At 68.3% G+C, this 24702-nt stretch carries 24 protein-coding genes; 10 read left to right on the top strand and 14 right to left on the bottom strand.

What is annotated here, in order from left to right; translation table 11 throughout:
• Positions 1–12 precede the first annotated feature (12 nt).
• Positions 13–846: a class I SAM-dependent methyltransferase gene (locus AZG88_RS36570; RefSeq protein ID WP_061700529.1), complete on the bottom strand. Its 834-nt coding sequence runs from the start codon at positions 844–846 to the stop codon at positions 13–15.
• Between the two features lie 57 nt (positions 847–903).
• On the opposite strand from AZG88_RS36570, the gene deoC reads away from it, so the two are divergent.
• On the top strand, positions 904–1569 hold the full coding sequence (gene deoC, locus AZG88_RS36565; RefSeq protein WP_005251893.1) for a deoxyribose-phosphate aldolase: 666 nt from the start codon (positions 904–906) through the stop codon (positions 1567–1569).
• Positions 1570–1581: 12 nt separating this feature from the next.
• Here deoC and AZG88_RS36560 read toward each other — a convergent pair whose 3' ends face one another.
• Positions 1582–2349, bottom strand: a complete 768-nt coding sequence (locus AZG88_RS36560) for an LmeA family phospholipid-binding protein (RefSeq protein WP_005251894.1) — start codon at positions 2347–2349, stop codon at positions 1582–1584.
• Between the two features lie 113 nt (positions 2350–2462).
• On the opposite strand from AZG88_RS36560, the gene AZG88_RS36555 reads away from it, so the two are divergent.
• Entirely contained in the window at positions 2463–3080 is a 618-nt protein-coding gene (locus AZG88_RS36555) for a type IV toxin-antitoxin system AbiEi family antitoxin domain-containing protein (RefSeq protein WP_005261055.1), read from the top strand.
• Positions 3081–3098: 18 nt separating this feature from the next.
• On the opposite strand, the gene AZG88_RS36550 is transcribed toward AZG88_RS36555, so the two are convergent.
• The 4 genes from AZG88_RS36550 to AZG88_RS36535 form a co-directional block, all read right to left on the bottom strand.
• Complete coding sequence (locus tag AZG88_RS36550) at positions 3099–4646, bottom strand: TROVE domain-containing protein (RefSeq protein WP_061700528.1); 1548 nt, start codon at positions 4644–4646, stop codon at positions 3099–3101.
• 338 nt (positions 4647–4984) lie between these two features.
• Positions 4985–5782 (bottom strand): hypothetical protein, encoded by a 798-nt coding sequence (locus AZG88_RS36545; protein ID WP_005251904.1) that lies wholly within the window; start codon positions 5780–5782, stop codon positions 4985–4987.
• 21 nt (positions 5783–5803) lie between these two features.
• Entirely contained in the window at positions 5804–6304 is a 501-nt protein-coding gene (locus tag AZG88_RS36540; RefSeq protein WP_005251906.1) for a DUF2505 domain-containing protein, read from the bottom strand.
• Positions 6305–6355: 51 nt separating this feature from the next.
• On the bottom strand, positions 6356–6853 hold the full coding sequence (locus AZG88_RS36535; protein WP_197488003.1) for a DUF2505 domain-containing protein: 498 nt from the start codon (positions 6851–6853) through the stop codon (positions 6356–6358).
• A 25-nt stretch (positions 6854–6878) separates the two neighbouring features.
• Between AZG88_RS36535 and AZG88_RS36530 the strand changes: the two genes are divergently transcribed.
• Together AZG88_RS36530 and AZG88_RS36525 are read left to right on the top strand one after the other, a co-directional pair.
• On the top strand, positions 6879–7970 hold the full coding sequence (locus tag AZG88_RS36530) for a UDP-N-acetylmuramate dehydrogenase (protein ID WP_082833566.1): 1092 nt from the start codon (positions 6879–6881) through the stop codon (positions 7968–7970).
• 32 nt (positions 7971–8002) lie between these two features.
• Positions 8003–9187 carry a L,D-transpeptidase gene (locus AZG88_RS36525; RefSeq protein ID WP_061700525.1) on the top strand — a complete coding sequence of 395 codons (1185 nt, stop codon included), beginning with the start codon at positions 8003–8005 and terminating at the stop codon, positions 9185–9187.
• A 291-nt stretch (positions 9188–9478) separates the two neighbouring features.
• On the opposite strand, the gene AZG88_RS36520 is transcribed toward AZG88_RS36525, so the two are convergent.
• From AZG88_RS36520 to AZG88_RS36505, 4 genes are all read right to left on the bottom strand, one after another.
• Positions 9479–10225, bottom strand: a complete 747-nt coding sequence (locus AZG88_RS36520) for an SDR family NAD(P)-dependent oxidoreductase (protein ID WP_061700524.1) — start codon at positions 10223–10225, stop codon at positions 9479–9481.
• 9 nt (positions 10226–10234) lie between these two features.
• A complete protein-coding gene (locus tag AZG88_RS36515; protein ID WP_007300726.1) occupies positions 10235–11182 on the bottom strand; it encodes a TauD/TfdA dioxygenase family protein in 948 nt (315 codons plus the stop codon).
• 173 nt (positions 11183–11355) lie between these two features.
• A complete protein-coding gene (locus AZG88_RS36510; RefSeq protein ID WP_061700523.1) occupies positions 11356–12654 on the bottom strand; it encodes an MFS transporter in 1299 nt (432 codons plus the stop codon).
• An 86-nt stretch (positions 12655–12740) separates the two neighbouring features.
• Positions 12741–15176, bottom strand: a complete 2436-nt coding sequence (locus tag AZG88_RS36505) for a penicillin acylase family protein (RefSeq protein ID WP_061700522.1) — start codon at positions 15174–15176, stop codon at positions 12741–12743.
• A gap of 483 nt (positions 15177–15659) precedes the next feature.
• On the opposite strand from AZG88_RS36505, the gene AZG88_RS36500 reads away from it, so the two are divergent.
• Positions 15660–16934 carry an ROK family transcriptional regulator gene (locus tag AZG88_RS36500; RefSeq protein ID WP_005251924.1) on the top strand — a complete coding sequence of 425 codons (1275 nt, stop codon included), beginning with the start codon at positions 15660–15662 and terminating at the stop codon, positions 16932–16934.
• Between the two features lie 93 nt (positions 16935–17027).
• Here AZG88_RS36500 and AZG88_RS36495 read toward each other — a convergent pair whose 3' ends face one another.
• A complete protein-coding gene (locus tag AZG88_RS36495; RefSeq protein WP_005251926.1) occupies positions 17028–17615 on the bottom strand; it encodes a DUF742 domain-containing protein in 588 nt (195 codons plus the stop codon).
• Positions 17616–17735: 120 nt separating this feature from the next.
• Here AZG88_RS36495 and AZG88_RS36490 point away from each other — a divergent pair, with 120 nt between their 5' ends.
• Complete coding sequence (locus tag AZG88_RS36490; RefSeq protein WP_061700521.1) at positions 17736–18401, top strand: cysteine hydrolase family protein; 666 nt, start codon at positions 17736–17738, stop codon at positions 18399–18401.
• Here the strand turns inward: AZG88_RS36490 and AZG88_RS36485 are convergent.
• The 3 genes from AZG88_RS36485 to AZG88_RS36475 form a co-directional block, all read right to left on the bottom strand.
• Positions 18394–19425, bottom strand: coding sequence for a tocopherol cyclase family protein (locus AZG88_RS36485; protein WP_061700520.1), 1032 nt, complete (start codon positions 19423–19425; stop codon positions 18394–18396). The two genes, AZG88_RS36490 and AZG88_RS36485, sit on opposite strands and share 8 nt — an antisense overlap.
• Positions 19426–19428: 3 nt before the next feature.
• Positions 19429–19833, bottom strand: coding sequence for a PaaI family thioesterase (locus AZG88_RS36480; RefSeq protein WP_005251933.1), 405 nt, complete (start codon positions 19831–19833; stop codon positions 19429–19431).
• 67 nt (positions 19834–19900) lie between these two features.
• Entirely contained in the window at positions 19901–20674 is a 774-nt protein-coding gene (locus AZG88_RS36475) for a PIG-L family deacetylase (protein ID WP_005566246.1), read from the bottom strand.
• A 56-nt stretch (positions 20675–20730) separates the two neighbouring features.
• Here AZG88_RS36475 and AZG88_RS36470 point away from each other — a divergent pair, with 56 nt between their 5' ends.
• From AZG88_RS36470 to AZG88_RS36455, 4 genes are read left to right on the top strand one after another with little or no spacing between them, the layout of a single operon-like run.
• A complete protein-coding gene (locus tag AZG88_RS36470) occupies positions 20731–21933 on the top strand; it encodes an MFS transporter (RefSeq protein ID WP_005251936.1) in 1203 nt (400 codons plus the stop codon).
• Entirely contained in the window at positions 21879–22706 is an 828-nt protein-coding gene (locus AZG88_RS36465) for an alpha/beta fold hydrolase (protein ID WP_061700519.1), read from the top strand. Before AZG88_RS36470 ends, AZG88_RS36465 begins: the two co-directional genes overlap by 55 nt.
• A gap of 12 nt (positions 22707–22718) precedes the next feature.
• The gene (gene mshA / locus AZG88_RS36460) at positions 22719–24077 is read left to right on the top strand and encodes a D-inositol-3-phosphate glycosyltransferase (protein ID WP_197488002.1); all 1359 of its coding nucleotides are present in this window, start codon (positions 22719–22721) and stop codon (positions 24075–24077) included.
• The gene (locus AZG88_RS36455) at positions 24074–24565 is read left to right on the top strand and encodes a YbjN domain-containing protein (RefSeq protein ID WP_061700517.1); all 492 of its coding nucleotides are present in this window, start codon (positions 24074–24076) and stop codon (positions 24563–24565) included. Before mshA ends, AZG88_RS36455 begins: the two co-directional genes overlap by 4 nt.
• Positions 24566–24702 lie beyond the last annotated feature (137 nt).

Here is a 24702-nt window from a genome sequence, read left to right as displayed (position 1 = left end):
GGCAACAGTCTTTCAGGTCGCGCTCCGGCCGTTCACCACGGCGGTGCCGACGAGGGTGCCGGCGTCGACGTCGTGAATCGCGCGCTCGGTGAGTAACTGCAGGAGGTCGAGGCGAATTTGCTCGACGGTCCCGGAATCGAACGGGGCGAGCGAGCGGCGGAAGTTCCCACCGAGGACGAGGTCCCAGACGAACTCGGGGGTCGCGGGAATGATGTTGGACAGTTCCCGGACCTCGGTCGAGTGCGCGCCCAGCTCGCCCAGCCACTGGTGGAGCGCATCGGGGGTGTCGATGCGTTCGAGGGGATCGAACGGCGACCCGGCTGGTTCGGGCTCGGGTTCCCGGTGCCGGGCCACGGCGTCGTGGAACGCGTCCGCGAAGTCTCGCAGCGCCCCCCGCCGCCACACCGTCATCCCGACCTTCCCGCCATGCCGGACGAGGCCCGCGAGCCGGGTGAAATCGGCATCCATGTGGGGTAGGAAGAACACGCCGTACGAGCAGGCGAGCGCGTCGTAGCCGGCTTCCGGGACGGTGCTCGGCGGCTCCCAGGTGGTGGCGTCCGCGCAGACGAACTCGATGTTCTGCAGTCCGCGTTCCGACGCCTTGACCCGGCCCTGCTCCAGGAGTTCGTCGGACAGGTCGACCCCGTGGACGAGACCCGACGGCCCCACTGCGGTGGCGGCGGGCAACGCCGAAGACCCTGCGCCGCAGCACACGTCGAGGACGGCGTCACCGGGGCGCAGTCCGAGCTGGAAGGCGAGCGACTGCCCGGCAGGCGCCCACACGGCCGTCGTCAGCCGATCGAACTCCAGCCGCGCCTCGTCGAAGATCGATCCCGGATCACTCATACGGCGATGCTAGGCCGTGCCGCGAGCCCCGGAAGGCATTGTGCGAAGCTCACAGGTATGTCCGACGTTGCACTGACCCGCTCCCAGGTGGCCGACCTCGTCGACCACACGCTCCTCAAGCCCGAGGCCACCACCGACGACGTGAAGGCGCTGATCGACGAGGCGCGCTCGCTCGGTGTGCTCGCCGTCTGCGTGTCACCGTCGATGCTGCCGGTCAAGGCGCCGGGTCTGGTGACCGCCGCGGTGGTCGGGTTTCCCTCGGGCAAGCACCACTCGCTGGTCAAAGGGGCCGAGGCCCGGCTCGCCGTGGACCAGGGCGCGCAGGAGATCGACATGGTGATCGACATCGGTGCCGCCGTGGCCGGCGACTTCAACGCGGTGCTGGCCGACGTCCTCACCGTCCGCGAGGCAGTCGGCGACCGCACGGTCCTGAAGGTGATCCTCGAGACCGCCGCGCTCACCGACGAGGCGATCGTGGAAGCATGCCGGGCCGCCGAGCGGGCCGGGGCGAACTTCGTGAAGACGTCCACCGGGTTCCATCCGGCCGGGGGAGCGACCGTCGAGGCGGTGCGGCTGATGGCGCAGACCGTCGGCGGTCGGATCGGGGTGAAGGCGAGCGGCGGGATCCGCACCGCACAGGCCGCGCTCGACATGATCGCGGCCGGTGCGACGCGGCTGGGACTGTCGGGAACCCGTGCCGTCCTGGACGGGCTGCCCGACTGACCCGGTGGTCGATCAGACCAGGAGACCGCAGCTGCTCTGCTGTTCCTGCTGCTGTTGCTGGGTGCCGGCGGCAGGCATCGTGTAGGCGCCGCCCTCGAGGGTGATCTCGATGGCGTCGTCGGTGACCTTCAACGACGTCGGCTGCATGCCCAGCGGGTAGGTCTGCAGACTCGACGTGAGGGTCTGGACGACTCCGTCGACGAGATCGGTGGGAAGACCGAAACCGAGGATCTCCGCACCGACCGTCTGCACCTTCACGGTCCCGTTCACGATCTCCGGTTTGACGGTCAGGTCCGCGAGCCCGGCCGGGCCGACGGAGAACCTCAGTGTTCCCGCGCTCGAATCGGCGGTGACACCGCTGATGAGCGAGCCGAACGCCTGCTGCTGCAGCGTCGCGAGAATGCCCGCGGTGGACCAGGTGATGTCCGCGTCGGAACTGCCGATGGTGCCGCTGCTGTCCGCGGTGTTCTCGATCCGGATGTCGTTGACCTGGGCGTGCACCTGCATGCCCTGCGCGGGGCCGAACTTGGTGTCGTCGCTGTCGATCGTGATGTACGGGACGTTCTTGTCGACCGACTGGAGCAGGACCGGCTTCCAGCTCAGGCCCACGTCCACCTGCGAGCCGAGTTGGCTCTCGAACTGATCTGCCATGCAGGTCTTCACTCTGTTGCGCACGAAGAGTTCACCGCCGACGAGGACCGCCACGAGCGCGGCGATGACGACAAGAGAGATGACGAGCACACGGTTACTTCGGGGTGCGGAGTTCGTTCGGGCTGCCATTACACGGATTCTTCCCGACAACTCTGAACAATTTCTGTGAATGCGCCCGCGGCGGGTCGTCGAGATCCGCAGAAATTGTGATACGTGCCACAATCGCCCAGTAATCTAGGGGAATGTCCGGATGGTTGGCTCCACGTCCCGGTGACCCGGAGCGCGAAGGTGTCGGTGAAGAACTGACACGCGTCGCGACGGCTCAGGCGGGTTTCTTCACCACTGCGCAAGTGCTGCGCCTCGGTTTCGCCTCCGACGAGATCGGCGAGCGCGTTGCCGACGGCTCGTGGGTCAAGATCGAGCGAGATCTGTTCCGCTTGAAGGATTGCCCGCACTCCGATCTCGAGGAATTCGCGAAATGGTGCACCTGGTTCGGTGCCGCCGCCGCGGTCTCCCACCAGAGTGCCGCCGAACTTCACGGCCTCGGGCACCTGTACCCGCGGTTCATCCACCTCTCGACGGTGCTGTCGCCGCCTTCGCCGACGCAGCAGTTGGCGCTGCACCGGCGTTCGCTACGCCCGGAAGACTGCGAGCAGGTCGGCCCCCTGCGCATCACCACGCCGCTGTGCACGGCACTCGACCTCGCCGCGAGCGGCATCTCGCAGGAACTGCTCGACGAGGTGGTCGCCGACGGCGTCGCGATCGGGCGACTGAATGCGCGCGCACTGCACGGCGAGTGCGGATCCCTGCCGGCGCAGGTGGCGCAGCGCGTCGAACACGCACTGGCCACCTGCACCTGACCGGTCACCGCCCCGAGATCAGAACGGCCACTCGCCGTTCCAGGTGCCCTCCACGAGCGGGATCATCGAGAATCCCGCGTCCGACAGTCCGCCGAACGTGTGGCGGTTCGCGGACCCCGTCGGTCCGTGTCCGTGTCGGTAGCCCGCCACGTTCCACGTGTACACGGGGACGTCGGCCGGGACATGCCGGGTCGGATCGCCCCACGCCGCCTGCTCGTCGGTGACGATGACGACGCGATCGTGGTCGCGGTAGTGCTTCCGCACCGCCGACGCCGTGTCCGTGCCGCCCAGGTCGCCGAAACTGTCGACGACCCGCAGCACCGGCTGGTGCTTGAACGGCACGTACCGGCTGTCCGTGCCGAACTCGACCAGGTTGGCCCGCTCGGCGCGCGCCGCCAGGACGGTGCCGAACACCGCGGCCGCGTCCGCCCTCGTCAGTTCCGACCGCGCCGAGACGCGGCTGTAGAACATCGATCCGGACCGGTCGACGAGCACCAGGGTGCGGCCGGGCAGCGACGGGACCGCGGACAGCGATGCCCCGAGCGCACGTTCGAGCGCATGTCCCCACCGCAGGCTCGGCGCGTTCCGGTAGGCCGCGAGGAATCGCATCGGCAGCTGCCGCGACTTCGCGACCTCGCCCGGATCGGCGATCCGGGCCGCCACCTGTTCCGCGACGTGGTCGGGGAGCCCGGCCTCGTCGAAGTTCCTCAGGTTGCGCAGAAGCGCCATGTACCCCATGGACGGGATCACCGCCCGCCATGCTGCCGCGTCCATCGGTCCTTGCAGCCAGCCGGCGAGCGATTCCCATGTCATGCCCGCCGCCGACAGCCGCTCCGGGGTCCGGAGGACGGCACGCCGATCCTCCGGCGGGAGCGCCGCCAGCGCCGCCCGTTCCGTGAGCATCCGCAGGCCGGTGGGGATCGTGTTCTCGCGTCCCTGCCGCCGATCGATCGCGTGCCGGAACAGTTCGCCCTGCCACGTCGCCGACGGCGACGCATGGGTGAGCTCGAGGACGTCGCCGAAGCGGACGTCCCTGGCATCGGAATCCCACTTCAGCAGTGAGCGTTCCGAGTACAGGCGGACGGCGGCATCGGCGACACCGCGCTTGACCGGCTTCGGGATCGAACGACCGTGGCGCGCAATCCAGTAGGCGAGGATCTCACCCGGCTCGTCGGCCCGCTCCAGCGCCGAGGAGATGACCACGCGGTTGCCGCCGTGCAGACCGGCGCCCAGCCGGGCCCGGACGAACTCGGCCGCGGCCACCACCGACGCCGAACGCAGATGCGCGTCGCGGCGCAGCCACCCGATCAGGCGGGCGGTCCACTCCGGGTCCGACAGCGTGACCTCGTGGATGAGCTCGACGAACCGGTTGTCGCGGTCCGGAGCTGACTCGTAGAACGTGTGCTCACCCACCATGTTGGTGACCGCGAGGAGGAACAACTCGCTCTTCGCGTCGCGGGCGTAGCCGCTGCCGCCCTCGAACGTGCGGCCGGCCGGTTGCGTCTCCGATGTGATGGGGCTCCGTACCTTGGTGCGGCGCAGCGTCTTCAGGTTGAACTTGCTCATGGGTTGTTCCTCCTTCCAGGAGGTGTCGGTGCTCGTGGGGTGCGCGCCACCCGAGATCGAGGCGACGACGGGGTGCGGAGTCGAACCGCGTGCTTGCGCACTTCACCTGAGAAGTATCCGTCGTCTGCGCACCGGGTGGCGCGCACGCATGTCGTGCCGAGTTCGGAGTCGGCGGAGGCACGGACGCGCTCTACCACTGAGCTACAGGGACCTGCGTCCCTGACCGGATTCGAACCGGCGACCACGCGATCCACAGTCGAAGTAGCCCTCGCCTGCGCACCGGCACAACATGTTTCGTGAAGTGACTCTACGGGGCGCCTCGGGGGATGTCGCGTGAATTAATTCGTGCCGGAACCGGGCGCGACCACGTCCCACGGAACGGTGAGGATGTTGTCGCGAAGGCGGCGGCGCTGCGGTTGCACGGGAAGTCCCTGCGCGCGCAGCAGTTCGAGGGCGGCCCGCCACCGCACCCTCGGTCCGAACGAGCCGTGCGGCGCCGTAGTGGCCCACGCGCGATCCGCTGCCGCGAGGAGGGCGTGGACCGGCTCACCCGGTACGTTGCGATGGATCAGCGCCTTGGGGAGCCGTTCGGCGATGTCCGACGGCTTCTCCACGGCGAACGGATCCCACGCCAGCGTCAGCGACAGCGGGCGGGTGGCGTCGAGCAGCACCCACGCGCAGCGGCGGCCCAGCTCGTCACATGTGCCGTCGACGATCAGCCCACCCGGTGCGAGCCCGGACTGCATCCGTGACCAGGCCGGCCCGACCGCATCCTCGGGGTACTGCCGCAGCACGTTGAACGCGCGGACCAGGACGGGTCGCAGTCCGGAGAGCTCGAACCCGCCGCGGGCGAAACTCACTCCGTTCCTGCTCTCGACAACACGGTCGGGATCGATCTCGAGCCCGATTACCCGGCGGTCGCCGCGCACGGCGGTCAACCGGTCGGCGAGCTCGAACGTGGTGTGCGGCCGGGCGCCGTACCCGAGGTCGACGACGAGCGGGTCGACGGACGCGTGCAGCGTCCGGCGCACCAGCGCGTCGTGGACGAGCCAGCGGTCGCTGCGTCGCAGCCGATTGATGCCTGTCGTACCCCGGGTGATGACACCGTGAGGCCGCTTCAGCGTCGCTGAAGTCATGGGAAATCCGTGCGGTGGTTTCTAGTGCTGCGACAACCACGTTTCGGTGATCTCGGCCTCGGCGCGGAAGAGGTCGATCAGGTTGACGAGCATCAGCTGCTCGAGCTTCCCGCCGACGAACGGCAGGTACACCTTGGCCTCGGACGAGGTGCGGAACGTGCAGCCCGTCTCGGTGGCGAACAGCTTCATGGTGCCCGTGAGGCTGCCCGGGCCCGCCGGGATCGAGGCTTCGTACGTGCCCGTGGTCGGCTCACCGAAGGGCGTGTACGACTCCTTGCGCGTGATGACCATGTCCTTCTTCATCACGGTCTGCGCGATCTCGGGGAGTTCCGACCGCGGCAGGATGTGGTGCAGGACGATGTCGATCCCGTCGTCGTTCACGTCGAAGTGCTCGATGTGGTTCTCGGAGTACTTCCGCATCTCCTCGATGCGCGCATCCCAGTAGTCACGGTTGGTGAACGCGTTGTACACCTCTTTCGGGGTGTGCTTGTAACGGGCTGAGTAGTCGATGCGGCGAGCCATGATCGCCAAGGTTACCGGCTGTGACGGAACACAAGGGACACCCGCCCCAGGTCAGGCCCCGAGCCACTGCTGCGTGAAGCCCTGCTCCTTCTCGATCAGGCGCAGGACCTCGTCCGCGATCGCGCTCTCGATTCTGCCGCCGATCAACGGGATCCTCACGTCGGCCTTGCCTTCGACCTGCACGTTCGACCCGGAACCGGCAGCCGTCAGGGTCTGGGTCCCCGAGATCGTCGCGGGCGCACCCTGGACTTCGGCCGTGAACGTGCCCTCGGCGTGATCGCCGTCGAGCGTGCCCCATGTCTCCGTGCGCTTGATCACGAGATCGCCCGACCGGACCTTCGAGACGATGCTGGGCAGGTGCTCGGCGGGGATCGACTGCGACATGGCCACCGAGATGGTGCCCGGGCCGGTCGTGACCTCGTCCAGGGTTGCCCCCGGTCCTCCGACCCGGTCGAGACGGTCGCGCCAGTACTGCTCGGTGATCAGGCCCGCATGGACCTGGGCGACGGGAAACGCATAGGACGACGAATGCTCGATGCGGCGACTCACGATCCGCAGGCTACCGTTTGCGGTTGTGTGGGACGTGAGCATTGTCAGTCAACTCGTCGATTCGGGCGCCTTCGTGTCCGAGAACCTCGAACTGTCGGGAATGACCACGCTGCGCGTGGGCGGGCCGGCGCGGATCGTGGCGGAGTGCCCGACCACGCAGGTCCTCGTCGACGTGGTGCGTCTCCTCGACGCCGCGCACATCCCGACTCTGATCCTCGCCGGCGGCTCCAATCTGGTGGTCGGGGACGACGGATTCGACGGTGTGGTCGTGCGTGTGTGCAACACCACCGTCGGTCTGGAGGAGGGATTCGTCACTGCCGAGGCGGGCGCCGAGTGGGATCAGGTGGTCGCGCAGACCGTCGCCGCCGAGCTGGGCGGGCTGGAATGCCTGTCGGGGATTCCCGGATCGACCGGGGCCACCCCGGTGCAGAACGTGGGCGCGTACGGCGTCGAGGTGGGGTCGATGCTGCGGCGGGTCCACCTCCTCGATCGACGCACCGGTGAGGCGCGCTGGGTCGAACCCGAGGCCCTCGGTCTCGGTTACCGCACGAGCGTCCTCAAGCACTCCGACGCCGCCCTAGTGCTGGCCGTGGAACTGACCGTGCATCCCGACGGGCTCGGCGAACCGCTGCGCTACCGCGAGCTGGTTTCCGCGCTGAACGCTGCCGAGGGCGACCGATTGCCGTCGGCGCAGGTCCGCGACGCCGTGCTGGACCTGCGGCGGGGCAAGGGCATGGTGCTCGATCCCGAGGATTACGACACCTGGAGCGCGGGCTCCTTCTTCACCAACCCCGTCGTTGCGGACGGCGAGTTGGCGGGTGTCCTCGCCGCGATCGAGACCCGCCTCGGCGACGTCCTTGTTCCCCAGTACCCGGCCGACGGCGGAACCAAGTTGTCTGCGGGGTGGCTGATCGAGCGGGCCGGCTTCTCGAAGGGGTATCCCGGCGAGAACGCTGTCGCGCGGCTGTCGACCAAGCACACTCTCGCGTTGACCAATCGAGGTGCCGCGAAGAGCGAGGACCTGCTCGCATTGGCTCGCGATGTCCGGGACGGCGTCCAGGCGGCGTTCGGTGTCCGGCTCGAACCCGAACCCGTGACGGTGGGCTGCGCGATCTGAGACAGATCCGTAGCGCAGGTAACCTGTTAGCTGTGCATGAACTGGGTTCTCGGACAAGTCGGTCGCGCGTCGCGTTGATCGCGACGGCGCTGATTGCGTTTCTCGTTTTGCTGACCGGATGCACGGTCGGCTCCGAGTCGGGAACCGCCACCGCGCCGCCCGAACCGGCGGTCGAGGTCACCCAGAATCCGGCGTCGGGCACCGAGGACGTCAATCCGGTGGCGCCGATCTCCGCGACCGCGTCGCAGGGCACGTTCACCGACATCTCCCTCGTCAACGCCGAGGGGCGTGCCGTGCAGGGTGTGCTGTCACCCGACCGGACCACGTTCACCGTCGGGGAGGCACTGGGCTACGGCGCCACGTACACGTGGACGGGCACGGCGCTCGGCACGGACGGCAAGTCCGTCGCCGTCGACGGCAGCTTCGCCACGATCGAGCCCGATGAGACGATCGGCGCCACACTCAACATCGCCGACGGTCAGGAAGTCGGGATCGCCGCCCCGATCATCGTCCAGTTCCACGAGTCCGTCGAGGACAAGGCGGCGGTCGAGAAGGCGATGACCGTCACGACCAACCCGCCCACACCCGGCTCGTGGGCGTGGCTGCCCGACGACAACGGGTCGCGCGCACACTGGCGTCCGCAGAACTACTGGGCGCCCGGCACCACCGTGAGCCTCGACGCCCGGCTGTACGGACTGGACTTCGGCGACGGCGCGTACGGCGCGGAGGATCTGTCGCTGAACTTCACCGTCGGGCGCAGCCAGATCGTGATCGCGAACGCGCCCAGCCACCGCATGCAGGTGGTGCGCGGCGGCGAGACCATCATGGACATCCCCGTCAGCTACGGCGAAGGCAACGAGGCCCGCAACGTCACCCGCAGCGGTATCCACATGGTGACCGAGAAGCACGAGGACTTCCTCATGTCCAACCCGCCGTTCTACGAGAACGTGCGCGAGCGCTGGGCGGTCCGCATCTCCAACAACGGTGAGTTCATCCACGCGAACCCCGAGACCATCGGCGTCCAGGGTTCGTCGAACGTCACCAACGGTTGCATCAACCTGTCCCTCGGGGACGCCCAGCAGTACTTCGGCACCGCGATGTACGGCGATCCCGTCGAGGTGACCGGGACGTCCATCGACCTCTCGGCCGCTGACGGCGACATCTACGACTGGGCCGTCAGCTGGCCCGAATGGCAGTCCATGTCGGCGCTCGCATAGGCGAGCGAACTTTCTTCACACCCGGTGGAACCGAAACCGGGGTCGCCTGCGTCTACCTGAATGAGGACGCGTCAACGGCGCCGTGTTCTCGGGTCACACAACTGTGGGGAGTCGTCCGCTGTCGAGGGGTCGACGGACGACCCCGACAGTCCGTTTCGGTCGAAAGTCGTTGATCGGCAGGGGGCTGTGGGATGGGATGGATGTTGCTGGGGGTCGTGACGATCGTGGCGGGACTGTGGACCGTGGTCCTGGTGCTCGAACACCAGGACCGGCGGACCGCCGCGAACGCGCCTACGTCGTGCGGTGAAAACGCCCGGACGAAGCCTGATCTCGTGGCTTGACGACGATCTGGTCGATGTTCACGTGGGAGGGCCTCGAGGCGACGAACCCGACGACGTCCGCGACGTCCGCGGCGACGAGCGGGGTGATGCCCTCGTAGACCTTGTCGGCGCGCTCCTGGTCGCCTTCGAAACGCACCAGCGAGAACTCGGTTTCCACTGCGCCCGGTGCGATCTCGGTGAGACGGACCGGCTTGCCGAGCAGTTCTCCGCGCAGCGTGCGGTGCAGGACGCCCTCCGCGTGCTTGGCGGTCGTGTATCCGGAACCGTTGTCGTACGCCTCGAGCGCGGCCAGCGATGTGATGGTGACGATCAGACCGTCACCCGACTCGACCAACTTCGGTAACAGCGCCTTGGTGATCCGAAGGGTGCCCAGGACATTGGTCTCCCACATCCACCGCCAGTCGTCGAGATCGGCCTCGGCGACGGTGGCCAGTCCCTTGGCGCCGCCCGCATTGTTCACGAGCACGTCGACCCTCGGCAGTACCGCGCTGAACGCGTCCACGGAATCCTGGTCCGTGACGTCGAGTTCGAGCGCGGTACCGCCGATGTCTTCGGCGATCTTCTCCAGACGATCCAGTCGCCGGGCCCCGATGACCACATGAAATCCCTGCTCGGCCAGGGTGCGGGCGGTGGCTTCTCCGATTCCGGAGCTCGCCCCGGTGACGACGGCGATGCGGGTGTCAGGTGAAAAGGTCATGCCGACATGTTAGGGCTCGTCGATGACGGAGTAGCCACTCGCGTCGCCGGCGACGCTGCGGCTGCGCTCGCCCCGGATGTCGACGGGGACGTCACCGGCCAGGGTGATGCGGTTGAGGCGGCGGTACTGATCGTCGTAGTCGGCGACGGCGTAGTGCTGAGTGGCACGGTTGTCCCAGATCGCGACATCGCCCGACTGCCAGTTCCACCGGGTCGTGAACTCGAGCGAGATCGCGTGATCCTGCAGAACCCGGAAGAGTGCCTGCGACTGGGTGCTGCTCAGGCCGACCAGGCTCTTGACGAAGTGACCGAGCAGCAGTGTGCGCTCGCCGGTCTCGGGGTGCACCCGCACCACGGGGTGCTCCGTCTCGAAGTAGGTGGACTGGAACTCGGCGCGGTACTCCTTCGCCTTGTCGTCCTGCGCGCGTTCCGCGCTGGTCGCCGCGTAGTCGTAGACGTTGGTGTGCGTCGCCCACAGGTTGTCGGCGAGGACCTTCAGCGGCTCGGGCAGCGCGTTGTAGGCGGCGACACCCGACGCCCAGGTGGTGGATCCGCCGTACGTGGGGAGTTGCACGGCGCGCAGGATCGACGCCTTCGGGATGCGATCGACGAACGTGACGTCGGTGTGCCAGCTGTTGGCCTTGCCGTAGTCGGAGTCGATGGGCAGCACCTTGGTGCCGCGCGAGGTGACGGTCGGATGCGCCGTGGTGGGGGAGCCGAGAAGCTCCGCGAATTCGTACTGCGAGTCGTCGGTCAGATGTTCCTGGCCACGGAAGAAGATCACCTTGTGCTCGAGCAGGGCCTGGCGGATGAGCGACACGGTGGCGGGGTCGAGGTTGCCGCCGAGCCGGACGCCGTCGATCCGGGCGCCGATGTGGGCACCGAGCTTGACGACGCTCGCCGCGTTCTGGGAACCCTCGGCGTCTGTCACGTGCTCGGGCGCGAAATCGATGGACATGGTGAGCCTTTCGGATACCGGAGACGGTGTTGAGTCCCGTAAACCGAACCATCGGTGGGTGTGTCGCCGGAAGGATTTGCGTCACCCTGATCGCAACGGGCGGGCGCGCAACGACGTCGCCGCCGCATCGGCAGGCCGGTGCGGCGGCGACGAGAGCGTCGATCGTGTCGGCGCTACGCGGCGGCGCGAACCTTCCGTGTGATCGCGACGACGCAGAGCAGGCTGAGCAGCGTGACCGCGGTGAGGTACAGGGTGATCGGTGCCGACGAACCCCAGTTCGCGTACAGCGCGGCGGCCACAGTCGGGGCGAGCCCGCCGCCGAGAACCGATCCGATCTGGTAGCCGAGCGACGCACCGCTGTACCGGACCTCGGCGCTGAAGAGTTCGGTGAACAGTGCCGCGATCGGCCCGTAGACGATGCCCATGAACACCGCCGTGCCGAGGAGGGCGAGCATCATCACCGCCGGGTTCCCGAGGTCGATCAGCGGGAACAGCGCGGCCGCCCAGACGGTCAGCCCCACCGAGCCCGTGACGAGGAGTCGCCGCCGGCCGTACCGGTCCGACAGCATCGACGCGACGGGGATGACGATCAACCACACGAACGAGGCGACCAGCGTGAAGACGAGCACGAGCGTCTTGCTCATGCCCAGGACCTTCGTCGAATAGGACAGCAGGTACGCCATGAAGATGTAACCGACCGTGTTGATGCCGATGAACGCGCCCGCGGCCAGCAGTACTTCGCGCAGGTTCTCCCGGAGGACGGTGACGATCGGCAGTCGTTGATCGCGGTGCGTGCTCTTGACCTTCTCGAAGTCGGGGCTCTCGGTGATGGTGAACCGGATGACGAGCCCCATCAGCACCATCACCGCACTGGCCAGGAACGGGACCCGCCAGCCCCAGGACAGGAACGCTTCCTCGCTGAGGCTCGTCGACACCCCCAGGAACACGAGATTCGCCAGGATCAGGCCGCCGGGGACACCCATCTGCGGGAAACTCCCGTAGAAACCCTTCCGGTGGGCGGGGGCGTGCTCCACCGCCATCAGCACCGCGCCGCCCCACTCTCCGCCGACCCCGATCCCCTGAACGAATCGCAGGGTGACCAGCAGAATCGGTGCCCAGACTCCGATGGTGGCGTACGTGGGCAGCAGTCCGATGCCGACGGTCGCGCCGCCCATCAGCATCAGGGACAGGACGAGCATGGACTTGCGTCCGATGCGGTCACCGAAGTGGCCCATGACCACGCCGCCGATCGGCCGTGCAATGAAGCCGACGGAGAACGTCGCGAACGCGGCCAGCGTGCCCGCGATGGAGGAGAAGGACGGAAAGAACAACGGGCCGAACACGATTGCCGCGGCCATGCCGTAGATGAAGTAGTCGTACCACTCGATGGCGGTCCCGATGAGACTGGCGCCGGCCACCTTCAGCGGCCGGATGGTCGCCCGGGGTGTCACGGAGATCTGGGTGGAGGTCATGTCGATTTCCTTCGAGGGTGCCGGGGCAGCGGACGTGCTGCCCCGGCGGGGGTGATGACGGGATGCCTACCGAACTGCCGGGCCCACTAGTTCGACGTCACCTCGCTGGTCTTGTTCGCGTCGACCGACTGTTCGGTCAGGTGGTCGGTCTTGCACTGGAAGTTCCGGTACATGTCCATCTGGTCGCTGTAGTGCTGTGAACGCGTACCGTCCGGTGCGATGAACCCGCTCTGGCCGGGCGGCCCGACAGTGCAGAGGTCGGCGATGCCGTCGCCGAGCACGATGCGGTCGTTCTGGGTTCCACGGTTCATGTACGGCGACAGGGACAGCACCTCGTCGCTACCGGCCTGGGGGACGCCCAGGTAGTTCTTGTAGTCGAACCGATTCGCGCCGACCGGCATCGTCCAGCCGGCGGGGTCGGGGCCCTGCTCGGTGCGCAGCCGGTCCATTGCCTGGCCGAACGTCGAACGGAGGACGGACATCCGGTCCGCTCCGTTGAAGAAGTCGGTGGTCTGTGGAACTCCGGACTCGTCGCCGCGCAGGGCGTTGTAGACGAGTTTCGTCGCCTCGGCAGGACGCGCGGTGCCCGCGGCGGGATACACCTTGGCCGCGTACGAGGCGTACACGTCCTCCGGAACGTCGTCCCGGATCACCGCGTCGAACAGGATCGGCAGCCACGTGCGCATGATCGCCGGTTGCGGGCCGTCGTACACGCCGTCCGCGTTGTCGTCGGTGGCCTGTCCGTCCCAGTCGCGGAGCATGTTCACGCCTGCGGCGACAGGGTCGCCGTCGGGCAGTTGCTCGGTGGCCTGCGCCAGGTACGGCAGCAGATAGTCGACGTTGAGGTCGGCGAACGACGCCTCCCGGTTGATGTCCCAGATCTCGCCGGGGGTGAACTTGTCCTTGGCCTCGAGTCGAGTGGTGATGGCTCGCACGCGGTCGACGGGAGACCAGTTGTAGCCGTCGGCGAGTGCGCCTGCCGCGGACTGATTGTTCCAGTTGGCCAGATAGCCCTGCTCGGGGTTGTACGACTGCGGGTTGTCCTCGAAGGGGCGGATGCCCTCCCACTCCATGCTGCCGTCGCCGATCGCCGGAAGTCGACGGTCCTGGTCGGTGGGGCGGACCGGCAGTCGACCGGGGGAGACGTAACCGATGTTTCCCCGGTTGTCGGCGTAGTACCAGTTGATGGTGATGGCCACTTTCTTCGCCTGCTCGAGGAACTCGTCCCAGCTCGTGGCCTTCATGATGTCGATCCAGGCGACCAGCGACTGGATCTCGTATCCCGCCCAGCTCTCCTTCAGGGAGTAGGCACTGCCGTTCGGGGTGTCGAAGCTGGTGACGCGGCCGTGCACCGTCGAGTAGACGGGGTACGCGACGTCTGGGCCGCCCCGCACCTCGATCGTCTCGTTCCGCACCTCCATCGGGCGGTACTCGCCGTCGTACCGGTACGCGTGCTCGTTCGAGGGGTCGAGGACTTCCTGATAGACGTCGTTGACGTCGAGCGGCCCGGCGGTCGCCCCCCACGAGATCGTCTTGTTGGTGCCGAACAGGACGGTAGGGACGGCATAGGGGGTGTTTCCCGCGACGTCGAGACCGGCGCCGTGCAAACCGACGCCGTACACGTAGGACGGGTTGAACCAGCCGAACTGCGGTCCGTTCATCAGAACGGATGTGCCGTCGGCGGTCTTGTCGGCGCCGACCATCCACAGGTTGCTGGCCTCGGGTTTCATGTGCGGCCATTCGCCTCCGCCCGCGTTCTTCATCCGGGTCAGATTCGCGTCGGGCAGAGCCTGCGTGACGTCGGAGAGATGAGCTTCCTGTGACATCGCGTGCGGCTCGTCGTCGGGCGAAGCCGATTCGTCGCGGGGAACCGTCGTCGGGGCGCCGGGATCTTCCTCGGCCCAGATCAGCTGGTCGAAGAGTTGCCTGCCCTTCTCGTCGCCGTTCTTCGCCTGGAGGCTCTTCAGGACCTGGAGGTTCGCGAGTTCACTGCTCGACTGGGAGAACCTGTTGGCCATGGTCTGCACCCAGACCATGGCCACGTCGTACCCGGTCCAGTGCTCGGGCCGGAAATCGGCGTCCAGGAACTGCTTCGGCATCAGGCGTGCCGGATCTGCTCCGACCTCGTCGATCCGCTTGTTGAACCCCTCGGCGTAGCCCTCGAAGATGTCGTGTTCATTCTGCGGCAGCCGGGCCAGTTGATCCTTGATCGATTGTGGATCGATGCTATTGCGCGCCGTCTTGTCGATCTCGACGTAGTCGGGTCCGAGCACCTCGGCCGCCGTGCCGATCGACGACCGCTTGGCCATCTCCATCTGGAACAGCCGGTCCTCGGCGACCGAGTAGCCGTATCCGGAGTACAGCGCGCGCGTGGTGTCGGCGTACACGTGGGGGATTCCGTAACCGTCCCTCTTCACGGTGATCCCGGATGCGGGGGAGTCCTGCGTTCCGGTGGCCGAACAGGCGGTCAGCAGCACGCTGAGTCCGACCCCGAGGGCTAGCAGCGCCTTCGTCGTCTTCATCGACAACCCCTGGTCCGGTCCGTGGCAGACCGGTGGCGATCACATCGATACATCTCGCTCCTATAACCGTACGTTCGGTTGGTATCCCGGCGTATTGTGTCGTGAAACACGATTGCCGTCAAGGGTGGTGACGGTCTCCGGGGAGCGCCGCCGGTGGTGCCTCCCCACGGCGGGAACTGCCGAAGCGGCGCGGGGCGGAGGCACACGCCGACGCGCCCTCCGATTGGTGAAACCGACCGAAGCTGCTACTTTCGTGTCATGTCTTCAGGCCAGTCGACCGCTCCGCGGGTCACCTATGTGACTTCCGCGCTGGGCTCGCGGCTGCCCTTGGCGCGGGAACTGTGTTGTCGCTGTCTCAGCATCTGCAGCTAATTCGCGCAGTCTTCTCCTGATCGATCGTCCTCGGTCGTCCCACTCTCGGCCTGGGACGGATGCAGCGTTCGGACGAAGGTGCGCACCGCCTCCGCATGCAAGGACTGCCACGTGTCTACCCCCACTCTTTCCAGCCCCACCCGGACCGGCTCCGCATCTCGATTCCAGCGGCCTGTGTCCCGTCCCCGTCTCCACATCGTTCCCCCCGAACTGCGGATCAGCGACGGCCCGGCCGCCGGTGTTCTGCGGGTGGCCCGGTCACGCGGCCCGTTGTCCCGGGACGTCGCCGCGAAGGCGACCGGCCTGAGCATCGCCACCGTCAACCGTCAGGTGTCGGCGCTCCTCGACCTCGGGCTGCTGCGCGAACGCGGCGACCTCACGCCGTCCGGCGCGATCGGTCGTCCGCGGGTTCCGTTCGAGGTCAACCACGAGCCCTACCTGACGGTGGGCATTCACATCGGCGCGGTCGTGACCAGCATCATCGCCAGTGACCTGCGCGGGAAGGTCCTCGGCGCGGTCGAGGTGCCCACCCCGCAGGGCGCGTCCGCCGACGCACTCGCCGGCATCGCACGCAGCGCGCGGGCCTTCGCCTCCCGCTGGCACCGGCGTCGCCCGCTGTGGGCGGGTGTCGCACTCGGCGGTCGGGTCGATCCGCAGACCGGTGTCGTCGACCATCCCCGGCTGGGATGGAAGTCCGCCCAGGTCGGCGCCATCATCGCGACCGGACTCGGGTTGCCCGTCTCCGTCGCGGCGCACGTCGAGGCGATGGCCGCGTCCGAACTGCTGCTGAGCCCGGACAGCGAAGACGGTGTCGCGCAAGGCGAAACGGGCCTGTACTTCTACGCCCGTGAGACGGCCGGCATCGCGATCACCATCGACGGCCGCGTTCACACGCCGTCGAGCGGTCCCGGTTCCATCGCGCACTTGCCGACCGGCTCGTCGGCGCAGTGCTCGTGCGGGTCACGCGGGTGCCTCGAGGCGACGATCAGCGATCGCGCGGTCATTTCCGCGGCCCTCGATGCGGGCATCCTCCCGGAGTCGAACCAGCGGCCGACGATGAGTGCCCTCTACAAGGCGGCGTCCTCGGGTTCCGTTCCCGCGCAGAAGCTTCTGGTGGAACGTGCTCAGGTGCTCGGGAAGACGGTCGCCATGCTGCGGGACCTGTTCAACCCTGACCGGGTGATTCTCGGAGGTCAGGCGTTCACCGAGTATCCGGCCGGCATCCCGCACGTCGCGGAGGCCTTCGCGCAGGCATCGTCGCTGGAGCGCAGGGACATTCGCATTTCCGGATTCGGCAACCGGGTGCAGGAGTACGCCTCGACGGTGGTGTCGCTGAGCACCATCTACTCCGATCCGGTCGGAGCGATGCGCCGGACGTCGATCTAGCGTCACAGCAATTCGTCAGCCGCACGGGAAAATATTTGTGCGGCGGACGAATTCGTTATGCTTCTTCCCCGGGTACCTGCTACCCGGTGCAGCTCAGAGTTTGCGCAGCCCGTCGAGGACGCGTTCCATCAGTTTCCGGTCCGGCCCGGTGGACCCGGCGGTCTCGTTCACGGTCACCGCCCCGGCCGCGGCGAGGTCGCCGAGGAGTACGCGCGCGACGCCGAGCGGGATCGAGGCGAGCGACGCGATCTCGGCCACCGACCGCGGTTCGGAGCACAGCGCGAAGACGCGGCGCAGTTCGTCCGGCGCCGGCATCCCGTCCACGACGGTGTCCCCGTCCGGGCGGGCGGCGATGAGCGCCTCCAGTGGCAGATCGACCCCGGACTCGGTCCGACCGCCCGTGAGGATGAACGGCCGGACGATGGAGACGGTGTCTTCGGGTGTCACCCACTCGGTGGGCTCGGCGGCAGGACTGTCGACCGCCTGGGGAGTCTGATCGGCGGGTTCGGAATCGGGTTCCACCTGCAAGGGAGCGGCCTCGGCGCGGCCGGGCTCCACCCACTCGGCCGGCTGCGGCGGGCTCGGGTCCTGCTCTTTCCTGGCGCTGCGGCGCCGGCTGGCTGATCCGAAGCGCGCCCCTGTCGCGCCGATCGACGGCCAGTTCTCATCGCTCACAGTCATCGGTTGGGACCCTTCTCGCACTACCCCACCCACTCCATGGTCCCAAACCCCCGTTTCGTGTGAATGAACCGGTCCCTGTGATTCCGGCTACAGGGTGCGTGCGAGCGTTAGATTTGCTGCGTGACCCACTGGCGGCAGAACTCGGATCCGTTCCTCGCTCCCGATCTCGGCCGGTCCGCGCTGCTCGTCGTCGACACGCAGGTGGACTTCGTCGACGGCGGGACCGCCCCGATTCCCGGCACCTCGGCGGTACTGCCCGCGATCGCTCGTCTCGTAGACGCCTACCGGGAGGCCTCGGCCCCGATCGTGCACGTCGTCCGGTTGTACGAGGGCGACGACGTCGACCTGTGCCGGCGCCGCGTGCTCGCGGCCGGACTCGACATCGCCAGACCGGGCACTGCCGGCTCCCAGGTGGCGCCGGAGCTGGGGGTGCCACCGCTCGACCCCGAGTCGCTCCTCGGCGGCGGCCTCCAGCCCGTCTCGCCGACCGAACACATCCTGTTCAAACCCCGGTGGAGTTCGTTCTACCGCACCGAACTCGACGACCGCCTGCGCCAGTGGCGGGTCGACACCGTGGTGATCGCGGGATGCAACTATCCCCACTGCCCGCGCGCCACGATCTTCGACGCCAGCGAACGCGACTACAAGGTGCTCGTCGCCGCCGACGCGATCTCGGGCGTCGATGCGCGCCACCTGGAGGAGGCCGGGCGAATAGGGGTTCTCCACGCGGAGACCGCCGAGATCGTCGAGGCATTGCAGCCACCCGAGCTCGAGGTGATCAGCTGAGTGGCGGCGCCGATGTCGCGTCCGGTGGCGCACCCCGCCTGCGCAGCTCCGCACGCGCCCGCTCGATACCGCCGTGCTCCAACGCGGCGAGTGGTGACTCGTCGGCCCAGACGAGCTCACCGCGACGGCGGACCGTGACACTCATCGAGCCCGCGAGGTGTTCGAGGGCGCCGGGGATGTTGCGACGCTCGGCGGGGAGCGGAACCGGCAGCACGTGCGCCGCGCTCAGTGGGGAACCGCCCTCGATCTCGACGCTCCACGTGCGACCGCGGCCCCGCAGCGACCACCGATCGTCCGTGACATGCGCCCGGACGGGGGAGGTGACCGGGTTGCCGAGGCGGAACACCGTGCCGTCGGGCAGCGCGACGACGACGGCCGTGACCTCGGTGCGCAGCCCGCCCGCGGTGATCTCGCCGCCCGCGAACGCGACACACGCCTGACGGTCGGCGAAACCCTGAGCCTGGCCCCACCACCAGGAGTCGGGGAATCCGCCCTTGCCCCAATTTTTTTCGCCGTAGACCTGGGCGCCGTCGAGGTCGATCTCGGTGCCGCCCAGCACGGCCGTGCCCTCGGCCCGTCCGCCGAGCAGCCACGGGTGCCAGTACTGGTTCAGCGCGGGGACGGTCTGGAACACACTCGACCCGCCGAGCCTGCGCCGCGGCCACGGCACCTGGGCGCCGATCCGGACGTCGAGGCGGGCGTCCCGCCCGAGGTCCACGTGCACACGGTCGACGGACCCGCGGAACGCGTCGCCGGCGAAGGCGCCGAGCCCGGATTGGTTGGCGTAGCCCTCCGGGTGCGCGGCGGTCCGCAGAAACCGGGTGGGGTGACCGGCGAGACCGAGCGTCGCCCAGTGCCCGTCCGCGGCCCGATTGATTCCCGCCAGCGCGACGACGACCTGTCCCGTCGCGGGCTGGGTGAACCGCCAGAAATAGCCTTCCATCGCGACGTCGTGCGCGGCGAGGACGTTGCCGAACGGCAGATCCGCTCCCGTGGAGCGGTACGCCCGCAGCAGACGCGACATCGGTCAGCTTCCCGGCTGGGGGTGCAGCACCGCCTGCGACTGCGTCACTTGCGCCACGAGCCGGTCCTCGTCGTCCCGCAGTTCGGTGACGACGGCGACCGTGGTTCGTCCGGCGTGCAGCGGACGCGCGGTCGCGGTGACGGTGCCCTTGCGGACGCCGCGGGTGAACACCGTGCTCGAACTCGTGGTCGACGTGGACGCTCCCGCCGGAAGATTGAGAAACGCGCAGACGGCTCCGACACTGTCGGCGAGCGTCATCAGCGCCCCGCCGTGCATGCCGTTTCCCGCGGTGGTGCGGTGCTGTTCCCACTCGAGGTGCCCGACGACCTCCTCGGGTGCGGCCTTGGTGAGGCGAACCCCGGTGTGCACGGCGAACGGCATGGTCGCGACGAGATCAGCGGGATCCATACCCGTGGATGCTAGGCGCGGAACCGAACCCGCGCAGGCGGTTCGCGGAGACAACCGGGCCGGTCGATCAGAGGGGCAGCGAAGACTCCGCGAGGCCGGCCGGTGCCCCGCGGCGGCGGAACCATTCCTGACCGAACGCCGCCCGCAACTGGTCTTCGGGCATCTGCAGGAACGGGCCGAAATCCCCGATCTGGGTGGCGTGCGCGTGCATCGCGGCGCGCTTGGCGTCCATGGCCGAGGTGACGTCCACGACCGTGGTGATCTCGGAGTCCGGCAGACCGAACGTGTCGAGGTCCGGTGGCTGGGCGTTCTCGGACCACTCCGGATTCGCGGCCATGAGCCGCCGGATGTGGTCGCGGCTCACGGCGGCCTCGTAGACGTGCGGCACACCGGCCAGTTCGGCGGCCCGGATGCCCACGTGATGCACCTGGACATGATCGGGATGACCGTAGCCACCGTTGGGGTCGTAGATGGTGACCACGTCGGCGGATTCCTCGACGAGGATCGCGGCCAGCCGGGCAGCGGCCTCCTCGACGTCGACGTTGCAGAACGCGGCGGGGTTCTCGTTCTCCGGCGTTCCCGCCATCCCGGAATCCGCGTAGTGCAGCAACACCACACGCTGGGCGCCGAGCAGCGACGTCGACTCCTCCAGCTCGCGGCGCCGACGCTCGGCGAGTGATTCGCCGTCGGTCAGGATCCCGTCGGGGGCCTCGCCGAGCGCCCCGTCCGTCGCGGTAACCACGACGACGCGATGACCGGCGTCGGCGGCCTGACGCATCACGCCGCCCGTGGTGAACACTTCGTCGTCGGGATGGGCGTGGAAACACACCAGGACACTCATGAGCGCAATACTCGCACGTGCTGGAAGTCGCGGCCACGATCTGTGAGGCTCGACGCGTGCTCGGTACCTATCGTCAGATCTTCGCCGCTCCCGGCTCCGCAGCGTTCTCCGCCGCAGGATTCGTTGCGCGGGTACCGATCGCCATGGTCGGCATCGGCATCGTCACGATGCTGTCCGAACTGCGCGGCGACTACGCACTGGCCGGTGCCCTCGCCGCGGTGTTCGCGCTGACCTACGCGTTCATCACCCCGGTCGTGTCCCGGGCGGTGGACCGGTACGGGCAGTCCCGCGTCCTTCCCGTCGCGTCGGGGATCAGCGCGACGTCCATCGCCGCGATGCTGGTGTGCGTCCGGTTCGGGACGCCCGACTGGGTGCTGTTCGTGTGGGCCGTTCCCGCCGGCTGCATGCCCACGATCGGTGCGATGGTGCGCGCCCGCTGGACCGAGCTGTACCGCGGCACGTCACTGTTGCGGACGGCGTTCGCGTTCGAGGCGGTGGTGGACGAGCTGTGCTTCATCGCGGGACCGGTGGTCTCCGTCGGATTGTCCGTCACGGTGTTCCCCGAGGCGGGACCGCTCGCGGGTCTCGTCCTGCTGGTGGTCGGCACGCTCGCACTCGTCGCTCAGCGCGGCACCGAACCCCCCGTGCATTCGGCAACGCACGACGGCCGCCCGTCCGTCGTCCGGACCCCCGCCGTGTGGATCCTCGTGGCGGTGATGGTGTCGATGGGCACGATCTTCGGCGTCATCGACGTCGGTGCCATCGCCTTCACCCGAAGCCACGACGCACCCGCCTCCGCCACCGTGGTGCTGGCTCTGTTCGCGGCCGGTTCCGCTGTGGCGGGCATCGTGTTCGGCGCGATCCGGGTGTCGGCGCCGCTCCGGAAACAGCTGATGGTCGCGGTTCTCGCGGTGGCAGTCCTGACGGTTCCACTCCTTCTGGCCGACAGCATTCCGGCGCTCGCCGTCGCCTACGCGGTGGCGGGGATGACGGTGGCACCGATCATGATCGTCACGACCGGTCTCGTCGAGCAGATCGTGCCCGCGGCCGCGCTGACCGAGGGCATCACCTGGATCGTCACCGGGCTGGGTGTCGGCGTCGCCGTGGGGTCGGCACTCGCGGGCCGGATGATCGACGAATTCGGCACGACCGCGGGCTACGCGGTGGCGGCGGTCGCCGCGCTGCTGGCCTCTATGGTGACCCCATGGCTATTCGTGAAACAGTCGGCGTCGACGGAACGCCCCTCGTCTACTCGGTGACCGGTGACCCCGACGCGCGGGCCCTGGTACTCCTGCACGGTTGGGCGCAGTCCTCGAAGTGCTGGGGCCCTGGGGTGCTCGACGAACTCGCGGCCCGCTACCGCGTCATCGCCGTCGACCTGCGCGGACACGGCTACTCGGGTGCGCCCGACACCGGCTACGCCGACTCCGCGGTCTGGGCCGGGGACGTCGACGCGGTGCTCATGGTCGAAGGCGTCGCGTCCGGCGCCGTGCTCCTCGGCTGGTCCTACGGCGGCCTCGTGATCTGCGACTACCTGGCGTCGCACGGCACGTCCGCCGTCGACGGTGTGGTCTTCGTCGGAGCCATCACCAGCATCGGTCGCGGGGAGGCAGGCGGCAAGGTCGGTGCGGCGATGCGCGCGGCGATCCCCGGCGCGATGTCCGAGGAGCCGCGCGAGGCGATCCGCGCGCTGGGCGCGTTCGGCAACGCGCTCACCGGACCGCCGGAAGGCAAGGGCGCACAGTCGCAGGCGCTGTTCGGGGCCAGCCTCGCCACCCCGCCCCGGGTGCGGGCCGCACTCTTCAACCGGTCTGCGAGCCACGACGACCTGCTCCGGTCCCTCGACGTGCCGGTGCTCGTCCTGCACGGCACCGAGGACTCCGTCGTCGATGTCTCGGCTGGTAGGCACGCTGCAGAACTGATCCCGCAGGCGCGGGCGTCGTTCTGGGAAGGCTGCGATCACGGACCGTTCGTGGAGGATCCCGAGAGGTTCGTGAAGGAGGTCGGCGAGTTCGTCGACAACCTCGGTTAAAGGGGCCGATCGGTGAGGGAGCACTATGGAGTGGTGACGCCCATGCACAACTCGCGCCCCCGCAGGGTGGCCGTCCTCTCGGTCCACACCTCACCACTGGCGCAGCCCGGTACCGGCGATGCGGGCGGCATGAACGTCTACGTGCTGCAGTCCGCCATCCAAATGGCGCGGCGCGGCGTCGAGGTGGAAATCTTCACCCGGGCCACGTCGTCCGCCGACGCACCGGTCCAGGAAGCGGCGCCGGGGGTCCTCGTCCGGAACGTCGTAGCGGGCCCGTTCGAGGGGCTGGACAAGCAGGATCTGCCCACCCAACTCTGCGCGTTCGTCGCCGGGGTGCTCCGCGAGGAGGCGCGCCACGAACCGGGCTACTACAACCTGGTGCACTCGCACTACTGGTTGTCGGGGCAGGTCGGCTGGCTCGCCCGCGACCGCTGGGGTGTGCCGCTCGTGCACACCGCGCACACGCTCGCCGCGGTCAAGAATCTGTCGCTGGCCGACGGTGACACTCCCGAACCGGCCGCCCGCCAGATCGGCGAGCAGCAGGTGGTGGCCGAGTCCGACCGGCTCGTGGCCAACACCACCGAGGAATCCGATCAGCTGGTCCGCCATTACGGCGCCGACCCGAACCGGATCGACGTGGTGGCGCCCGGCGCAGATCTGACGCGGTACCGGCCGGGCGACCGGGCCGCGGCCCGGGCGAAGCTGGGGCTCGACCCGCGCGAGACCGTCGTGACGTTCGTCGGACGCATCCAGCCGCTCAAGGCGCCCGACGTCCTGCTCCGTGCCGCCGCGGAACTGATCGCCCGAGATCCCGAATCGACACTGCGGGTGCTCGTGGTCGGCGGCCCGTCCGGTTCCGGGCTGGCTCGGCCGGACGCGTTGATCGAACTCGCGTCCTCGCTCGGCATCGCCGCGCGGGTGACGTTCCTCCCGCCGCAGGCGCCCGATCGACTCGTCGACGTGTACCGGGCTTCGGATCTCGTTGCGGTGCCGAGTTATTCGGAGTCGTTCGGGCTGGTGGCCATCGAGGCGCAAGCCTGCGGCACGCCGGTGATCGCCGCGAACGTGGGCGGTCTCGGCGTCGCCGTCCGGAACTGCGAGACCGGGCTTCTCGTGGACGGGCACCGCACCGAGGACTGGGCGACGGCGTTGCAGTCGCTGGTCTCGGAGCCCGGCAGGCTCGCCGCGCTGGCCGCCGAGGCTCCTCGTCACGCGGAGAATTTCTCCTGGGAACACACGGCCGACGGACTCCTCGAGAGCTATCGGATGGCGACCGTCAACTACAACTACGGACACGGCCCCAGCGAATTCTCCCCGCGTCGCGGACGCGGACTGTGGAAGCTGCGCAGGGCCGGGGGAGTGCGCGCATGAGCGAGCTGGCCGAAGCGATCGAGTCCGCCCTGACCGAACGTGAGATGGACTTCACGAGGAAGGACTCGACGCACTTCATCGTCGAGTTGCCCGGCGAGCGCAAGCTCAAGACCACCACGCTCCTGACCGTCGGCAAGCACGGTCTGCGCGTCGAGGCGTTCGTCTGCCGCAAGCCCGACGAGAACTTCGAAGGCGTCTACAAGTACCTGCTGCGGCGCAATCGCCGGCTGTACTCGGTGGCGTACACGATCGACAAGATCGGCGACATCTACCTGGTCGGTCAGATCGCCGAGCACGCGGTGACCGCGGACGAACTGGACCGGATTCTCGGGCAGGTGCTCGAGGCGGCCGACGGCGACTTCAACACCCTCCTCGAGCTCGGTTTCGCCGGTTCCATCAAGCGTGAGTGGGAGTGGCGTGTCTCACGCGGGGAGTCACTGGCGAACCTGAAACCGTTCGAGCATCTCATCGAGGACTCGCAGGCCTGAGTGCTGTCGACCGCCCGCGGACCGGAAATACGCGCGGGTAGAGTTGCGCCGAGCTTGTGACTGTTGTCACAGGTTAGGTACATGTGTCTGATGTTCACAGAAACTTGTACCGACAACTGCTGCTGCAACACTTCGAG

It is taken from the genome of Rhodococcus sp. LB1 (assembly GCF_001583455.1).
Lineage (GTDB): Bacteria > Actinomycetota > Actinomycetes > Mycobacteriales > Mycobacteriaceae > Rhodococcus_F > Rhodococcus_F opacus.
Note: the sequence above shows the minus strand (reverse complement) of the source record. Positions and strands in the feature narration are given on the sequence as shown.

Coding starts and splice junctions, on each gene's coding strand:
- AZG88_RS36570 (WP_061700529.1), bottom strand. CDS start 846: ATGAGTGATCCGGGATCGATCTTCGACGAGGCGCGGCTGGAGTTCGAT.
- deoC (WP_005251893.1), top strand. CDS start 904: ATGTCCGACGTTGCACTGACCCGCTCCCAGGTGGCCGACCTCGTCGAC.
- AZG88_RS36560 (WP_005251894.1), bottom strand. CDS start 2,349: ATGGCAGCCCGAACGAACTCCGCACCCCGAAGTAACCGTGTGCTCGTC.
- AZG88_RS36555 (WP_005261055.1), top strand. CDS start 2,463: ATGTCCGGATGGTTGGCTCCACGTCCCGGTGACCCGGAGCGCGAAGGT.
- AZG88_RS36550 (WP_061700528.1), bottom strand. CDS start 4,646: ATGAGCAAGTTCAACCTGAAGACGCTGCGCCGCACCAAGGTACGGAGC.
- AZG88_RS36545 (WP_005251904.1), bottom strand. CDS start 5,782: ATGACTTCAGCGACGCTGAAGCGGCCTCACGGTGTCATCACCCGGGGT.
- AZG88_RS36540 (WP_005251906.1), bottom strand. CDS start 6,304: ATGGCTCGCCGCATCGACTACTCAGCCCGTTACAAGCACACCCCGAAA.
- AZG88_RS36520 (WP_061700524.1), bottom strand. CDS start 10,225: ATGACCTTTTCACCTGACACCCGCATCGCCGTCGTCACCGGGGCGAGC.
- AZG88_RS36515 (WP_007300726.1), bottom strand. CDS start 11,182: ATGTCCATCGATTTCGCGCCCGAGCACGTGACAGACGCCGAGGGTTCC.
- AZG88_RS36510 (WP_061700523.1), bottom strand. CDS start 12,654: ATGACCTCCACCCAGATCTCCGTGACACCCCGGGCGACCATCCGGCCG.
- AZG88_RS36505 (WP_061700522.1), bottom strand. CDS start 15,176: ATGAAGACGACGAAGGCGCTGCTAGCCCTCGGGGTCGGACTCAGCGTG.
- AZG88_RS36495 (WP_005251926.1), bottom strand. CDS start 17,615: ATGACTGTGAGCGATGAGAACTGGCCGTCGATCGGCGCGACAGGGGCG.
- AZG88_RS36485 (WP_061700520.1), bottom strand. CDS start 19,425: ATGTCGCGTCTGCTGCGGGCGTACCGCTCCACGGGAGCGGATCTGCCG.
- AZG88_RS36480 (WP_005251933.1), bottom strand. CDS start 19,833: ATGGATCCCGCTGATCTCGTCGCGACCATGCCGTTCGCCGTGCACACC.
- AZG88_RS36475 (WP_005566246.1), bottom strand. CDS start 20,674: ATGAGTGTCCTGGTGTGTTTCCACGCCCATCCCGACGACGAAGTGTTC.
- AZG88_RS36465 (WP_061700519.1), top strand. CDS start 21,879: ATGGCTATTCGTGAAACAGTCGGCGTCGACGGAACGCCCCTCGTCTAC.
- AZG88_RS36455 (WP_061700517.1), top strand. CDS start 24,074: ATGAGCGAGCTGGCCGAAGCGATCGAGTCCGCCCTGACCGAACGTGAG.